Origin of the sequence: Agromyces humi, from assembly GCF_009720255.1 — a bacterium.
Lineage (GTDB): Bacteria > Actinomycetota > Actinomycetes > Actinomycetales > Microbacteriaceae > Agromyces > Agromyces humi.
The window spans coordinates 1-5,482 of sequence record NZ_WJSP02000251.1 but is presented as its reverse complement, the minus strand read 5'-3'; the positions used below and the strand labels follow the sequence as shown (position 1 = coordinate 5,482).

Below are 5,482 nucleotides of genomic sequence, written 5' to 3'. Positions count from 1 at the left end.
GCGCGTTCGGGTCGAGCGCCGAACGCGTCGATGCGCGCGCGAGCCGCGACCTCGCCTCCCATCGGGTGAAGAGCTCCTGCTCTGCCGCGGGCGGCACCTCGCTCGCCACCACCTCGTGCGCGAGGTTCTCCAGCACGACCGCCGACCCGAGGGTCTGGGCGAGCTGGTGCACGATGAAGTCGGCCGGCGATCCGCGCAGGCTGAGGGCCGTGAACCGCTCGCGCACCTCGTCGCGGGCCCGCAGGGCCGCGGTCTGCTCCGAGATGATGCGGCTGTGCACCGCCTCCGTGAGCGTGACGAACCTCACCTCGCGGTGCAGCGCGACGAGTGCGAGTCCGTGCTCGCGGGCCGCGTGCTCGACGACGGCGGGAACGTAGCGGTAGTGCACGCCGAGCTCCAGCACGAGGCCCGACAGGCCCGCGTCGACCAAACCGCCGATGAACGCGGCCAGCTCGGCGGGGTCGGTCGGCCAACCCGAGCCGGTCGAGAGCAGCAGCTCGCCCCCGACGAGCAACCGGGCGACGCCAGCGCTGTCGGAGACGTGCACCCAGCGCACGCGTGCGTCCAGCGCGGCGTCGCCCGAGAGCACCTCGGGAACGCCCTGCGCGACGGCCTCGAGCGTGAGGATCTCCCGCACCGTGGGCAGTCCGTCGGCCACCGCCGCCGTCGCGGTCCCCGTGGTCGGACGTTCTGTTCGGATCACGTCGTCTTCGCGACGATCTGCCATCGATCGGGCCTCTCTGCCTCTGTAAGACTCGGGAGTGCCAGCCTAGACGACGTCTCGGGCATTCTGTCCGGCCATCGTCGCCCACGTCACGAAGGACCCGCATGAGCCTCATCCGACACTTCATCAACGGCCGCGAGGTCGCCGACGCCGAGCGCACCGGTCCGGTCTTCAACCCGGCCACCGGTGCCCAGCAGCACGAGGTGGCGTTCGCCTCGGTCGGCGAGGTCGAGCAGGCGATCGCCGCGGCATCCGCTGCCCTGCCGGGCTGGCGTGCGACCGGCCTGATCAAGCGCGCCGACGTGTTCTTCAAGCTGCGCCACCTGCTCGTCGAGCGCCAGGGCGAGCTCGCCGCGATCCTCACGAGCGAGCACGGCAAGGTGCTGTCGGATGCCGCGGGCGAGATCTCGCGCGGCATCGAGAACGTCGAGTTCGCCGCCGGGCTCGTGCACCTGCTGAAGGGCGAGCACTCCGAGCAGGTCGCGCGCGGCGTCGACGTGCACTCCACGAAGCAGCCCGTGGGCGTGGTCGGCGCGATCACGCCGTTCAACTTCCCGGTCATGGTGCCGCTGTGGATGGTCGCGTCGGCGATCGCGTGCGGCAACACGGTCGTGCTGAAGCCCTCCGAGAAGGACCCGAGCGCCGCGGTCTTCCTCGCGAAGCTGTTCCAGGAGGCCGGACTTCCCGACGGCGTACTCAACGTCGTGCACGGTGACAAGGTCGCGGTCGACACGATCCTCGACGCCCCCGAGGTGCGCGCGATCTCGTTCGTCGGCTCGACGCCGATCGCGAAGTCGATCTACGAGCGGGCCGCCGCCAACGGCAAGCGGGTGCAGGCGCTCGGCGGTGCGAAGAACCACATGGTGGTCATGCCCGACGCCGACCTCGAGGGCGCGGCCGACGCCGCGGTCTCGGCGGCCTACGGCTCCGCCGGCGAGCGCTGCATGGCCGTGTCGGTGCTCGTCGCGGTCGGCGACGTCGCCGACGAGCTCGTCGACGCCGTGCGCAGGCGAATGGGCGCGCTCGTCATCGGCGACGGCACGGATGCCGCGAGCGAGATGGGTCCGCTCATCACCCGCGAGCACCGCGACAAGGTCGCCTCCTACGTGACCGGCGCCGCCGCCGAGGGCGCGACGGTCGTCGTCGACGGCACGACACAGGCGTTCGACGGCGACGGCTTCTTCGTCGGCGTCTCCCTCGTCGACCACGTGAAGCCCGGCATGAAGGTCTACGACGACGAGATCTTCGGCCCGGTGCTGTCGGTCGTGCGCGTCGAGTCCTACGACGAGGCGGTCGCGCTCATCAACGCCAACCGGTTCGCGAACGGCACCGCGATCTTCACGCGCGACGGGGGCACGGCCCGCCAGTTCGAGTTCGACATCGAGGTGGGCATGGTCGGCGTGAACGTGCCGATCCCCGTGCCCGTCGGCGCGTACTCGTTCGGCGGGTGGAAGAGCTCGCTGTTCGGCGACTCGCACATCTACGGCCCCGAGTCGGTGCACTTCTACACCCGTTCGAAGGTCGTCACGACGCGTTGGCCGAACCCATCGGAGTCGCAGGTCAACCTCGGCTTCCCGTCCAACCACTAGGAGCATCGATGACCGACACGCTGACCTCGCAGGCCCAGGCGACCGACGAGGCGACGGATGCCGCGACGGCGACGTACGCCGACCGGAGCGGCGAGCGGCATCCGCTGCCAGACCTCGAGGCCGACGCCCGGGTGCGCGCCGACGACCGCGCGCACGTGTTCCACTCGTGGAGCGCGCAGGCGCTCATCGACCCGCTGCCGATCGCGGCGGGCGAGGGCTCGACGTTCTGGGACTACGCGGGCAACGCGTACCTCGACTTCTCGTCGCAGCTCGTCAACCTCAACCTCGGGCATCAGCACCCCCACCTGGTGGCCGCGATCCAGCAGCAGGCGGGGCGCCTCGCGACGATCCAGCCGTCGATGGCGAACGACGTGCGCGGCGAGCTCGCCCGTCGCATCGCCGAGGTGGCGCCCGGCGACCTCGACAAGGTGTTCTTCACCAACGGCGGCGCCGACGCCAACGAGTACGCCGTGCGCATGGCGCGCGCCGTGACCGGCCGACGCAAGGTGCTCTCGATGTACCGCAGCTACCACGGCGGCACCGCCACGGCGATCTCGCTCACGGGCGACCCGCGCCGCTGGGCGAACGAGCCGAGCGACGGCAGCGTCGCGCACTTCCTGGGTCCGTACCCGTACCGCTCCTCGTTCCACGCCGACAGCCCAGAGCAGGAGTCCGAGCGCGCGCTCGCGCACCTCGAGCAGGTCATCACGCTCGAGGGCGCCGGCACGATCGCGGCGATCATCCTCGAGACGGTCGTCGGCACCAACGGCGTGCTCGTGCCGCCGCCCGGCTACCTGCAGGGCGTGCGCGAGCTCTGCGACCGCCACGGCATCGTGTACATCGCCGACGAGGTGATGGTGGGCTTCGGCCGCCTCGGCGAGTGGTTCGCGGTGAACCACTTCGGCGTCGTGCCCGACCTCATCACCTTCGCCAAGGGCGTGAACTCGGGCTACGTGCCGCTCGGCGGCGTGGTGATCTCGGCGCGCATCGCGGCGCACTTCGACACGGTGGCGTTCCAGGGCGGGCTCACCTACTCCGGACATCCGCTCGCCTGCGCGGCGGGCGTCGCCACGTTCGAGGTCTTCGAGCGCGACGGCATCCTCGAGCGGGTGCGCGACCTCGGCGCTCGCGTCGTGGAGCCGCGCCTGCGGGCGATGGCGCAGCGGCATCCGTCGGTCGGCGAGGTGCGCGGCCTCGGCCTCTTCTGGGCCATCGAGCTGGTGTCGGATGCCGCGACGCGCGAGCCGCTCGTGCCGTTCAACGCCGTGGGCGCGGCCGCCGCCCCCATGGCCGCGGTGGCTGCCGCGTGCAAGCAGGCCGGCCTCTGGCCATTCGTCCACTTCAACCGGATGCACGTCGCGCCGCCGCTCGTGATCACCGAGGACGAGCTCGTTCGAGGCCTCGACATCATCGACGCGGCCCTCGACGTGGCCGACGGGTACGTCACAGGCTGACCGTCGGCGGCTGACGGTCGGCGGGTGACGGTCGGCGGGTGACGGCTGCCCGGCTGCCGGCTCGGCGCTCCGCGTCTCAGCGGCTCATGGAGGGCCCTGAGGCGCGGGCGTCGTCGCGGAGTAGCATGGGCGGCGTTCACGGGGCTTCGCGCCCGCGGAGCATCCCCGACCCCGAGGGAAGCGCCCATGGATGACCGACTCACCTCCGACCGTGTCGTGACCGTTGCGGCGGCGACGCCGTTCCAGCTGCTCTACGACTTCTACCGGCTCTCGGGCTACGAGCAGCGACGGCACGAGCCGGGCGTGCTCGACTTCACGTTCGGCGATCCGCACGACCCGCCGTCGCAGGCCTACGTCGAGATCCTGCGCGAGGCGCTGGTGCCGCAGCACGAGCTGTGGTTCGCCTACAACTTCGGCGACGAGAAGGCGGTGGCGGCGGCGACCGAGTCGCTGAGCCGGCATCTCGGCATCCCGTTCGAGGCCGAGGACGTGCACCTCACCACGGGCGGGTTCGCGGCGATCTCGACGGCCCTGAAGATCGTCGGCGACCCCGGCGACGAGGTGGTCTACAGCCTCCCGCCGTGGTTCCTCTACGAGCCGCTCGTGCTCGAGGCCGGCATGGTGCCGGTGAAGGTGTCAATCGACCGCGAGACCCTCGACCTCGACCTCGACGCGATCGCCGCGGCCATCACGCCGCGCACCCGCATCGTCATCGTGAACAGTCCCAACAATCCGACGGGCCGCATCTACCCGCCGGCCACGCTCGAGCGCCTGGCGACGATCCTCGACGAGGCATCGGAGCGCAACGGCCGGCGCATCTTCCTCATCTCCGATGAGGCCTACAACCGCATCGTCTTCGACGGGGCGCGCTTCCGCAGCCCGGTGGAGTTCTATCCGTGGAGCTTCGTCGCCTACAGCTACGGCAAGACCCTGCTCTCGCCCGGGGAGCGCATCGGGTACCTCGCGGTGCCGCCCACCATGCCCGGTCGGGAGGCGTTCCGCGACGCGATCGAGACCGTGCAGATCTCGGGCGGCTGGCTCTTCCCCAACGCGTCGATGCAGTACGCGCTGCCGAAGCTCGAGACGCTCGCGTTCGACCTGCCGCTCTTCCAGCGCAAGCGCGACGTGATGGTGGCCGCGCTCCGGGAGATCGGCTACCGCGTCGCCCAGCCCGAGGGCACGTTCTACCTGTTCCCCCAGTCACCGCTCGCCGACGACGTCGAGTTCACGCAGGCGCTCGACCGCGAGGGCGTCCTCGTGCTCCCCGGGCGCATGTTCGAGACGCCCGGCTTCTTCCGCATCTCGCTGACGGCCACGATGGAGACGATCGAGGCCGGGCTGCCCCGGTTCGCCGAGGCGTTCCGCTCGGCGACGGCGACCGCCGCGCGCTGACCCGCCCGCCATCGACCCCGCGTCGGCGCCGTCGGCTAGCCTGAGTCCCATGGACTCTCGGGCGGCGTCCGGCGGGATGGCCCGGCGAACCTTCCTCGCCGCGTCGCTCTCGGGGATCGCCGCCGTCACGCTCGCCAGCTGCTGGCCGCAGCCCACGCCGGCGCCGAGCCCCACCACGGCGCCTCCGACCCCGACCCCGACGCCGAGGACCGACGGCGTGCCCATTCCGAGCGCGATGCGCCGCTCCCGCTGGGGCACCGACCCCTTCGCGCGGGGTGCGTTCTCGTACGATGCCGTCGGCACCAGCCCCCGCCTGCGTGCGG

At 71.5% G+C, this 5,482-nt stretch carries 4 protein-coding genes and 1 pseudogene; 4 read left to right on the top strand and 1 reads right to left on the bottom strand.

The features are described from left to right. A partial coding sequence (locus GH736_RS16250; protein ID WP_235934334.1) for a PucR family transcriptional regulator ligand-binding domain-containing protein occupies positions 1-727 on the bottom strand: 727 nt, incomplete at its 3' end. A gap of 101 nt (positions 728-828) precedes the next feature. Between GH736_RS16250 and GH736_RS16245 the strand changes: the two genes are divergently transcribed. From GH736_RS16245 to GH736_RS24630, 4 genes and pseudogenes are all read left to right on the top strand, one after another. Further along, on the top strand, positions 829-2,313 hold the full coding sequence (locus GH736_RS16245; RefSeq protein ID WP_159605195.1) for a CoA-acylating methylmalonate-semialdehyde dehydrogenase: 1,485 nt from the start codon (positions 829-831) through the stop codon (positions 2,311-2,313). An 8-nt stretch (positions 2,314-2,321) separates the two neighbouring features. Then, positions 2,322-3,767 carry an aspartate aminotransferase family protein gene (locus GH736_RS16240; protein ID WP_159605186.1) on the top strand — a complete coding sequence of 482 codons (1,446 nt, stop codon included), beginning with the start codon at positions 2,322-2,324 and terminating at the stop codon, positions 3,765-3,767. Between the two features lie 186 nt (positions 3,768-3,953). Further along, the gene (locus GH736_RS16235) at positions 3,954-5,159 is read left to right on the top strand and encodes an aminotransferase class I/II-fold pyridoxal phosphate-dependent enzyme (protein WP_159605184.1); all 1,206 of its coding nucleotides are present in this window, start codon (positions 3,954-3,956) and stop codon (positions 5,157-5,159) included. Positions 5,160-5,208: 49 nt separating this feature from the next. Next, positions 5,209-5,482, top strand: a pseudogene (locus GH736_RS24630) (hypothetical protein); the annotation flags it as partial.

Bases quoted from the DNA above. Each gene is read 5' to 3' on its own strand.
- GH736_RS16240 (WP_159605186.1), top strand. From the start codon at position 2,322: ATGACCGACACGCTGACCTCGCAGGCCCAGGCGACCGACGAGGCGACG.
- GH736_RS16245 (WP_159605195.1), top strand. From the start codon at position 829: ATGAGCCTCATCCGACACTTCATCAACGGCCGCGAGGTCGCCGACGCC.
- GH736_RS16235 (WP_159605184.1), top strand. From the start codon at position 3,954: ATGGATGACCGACTCACCTCCGACCGTGTCGTGACCGTTGCGGCGGCG.